Consider the following 471-nt stretch of genomic DNA (forward strand, 5'->3'; position numbering starts at 1 on the left):
TACGCTGCCGGAAGCGGCGGAAGGCGTCGATCTGCGCGATGCGCGTATCGCCGAACTGGAAGCCCAACTGGCGGAAGCTCAGCAGCACGAGCGCGACAGCCTGCTGCGCGCCAAAGCCGAAGCGGAGAACATCCGCCGCCGCGCCGAACTGGACGTCGAGAAAGCGCACAAGTTCGCCCTGGAGAAATTCTCCGGCGATCTGCTGCCGGTGATCGACAACCTGGAGCGCGCGCTGGATCTGGCGGATAAAAACAATCCGGAACTGGCCGCGATGATCGAAGGCATCGAGCTGACGCTGAAATCGCTGCTGGACGTGGTGCGTAAGTACGGTATCGAAATCGTCGGCGACGTCAACGTGCCGTTCAACCCGGAAGTGCATCAGGCGATGAGCATGATGGAATCCGCCGATCATCAGCCGAACCACGTGATGATGGTGATGCAGAAAGGCTATACGCTGAACGGCCGCCTGCT

The 471-nt window shown here is 60.9% G+C and carries 1 protein-coding gene; it reads left to right on the forward strand.

The features are described from left to right. Positions 1-471 (forward strand): nucleotide exchange factor GrpE (gene grpE, locus SOP85_RS31125; RefSeq protein ID WP_442967967.1); only part of this gene is annotated, 471 nt, incomplete at both ends.

Origin of the sequence: Pseudomonas sp. YuFO20, assembly GCF_035064975.1 — a bacterium.
Lineage (GTDB): Bacteria > Pseudomonadota > Gammaproteobacteria > Pseudomonadales > Pseudomonadaceae > Aquipseudomonas > Aquipseudomonas putida_AE.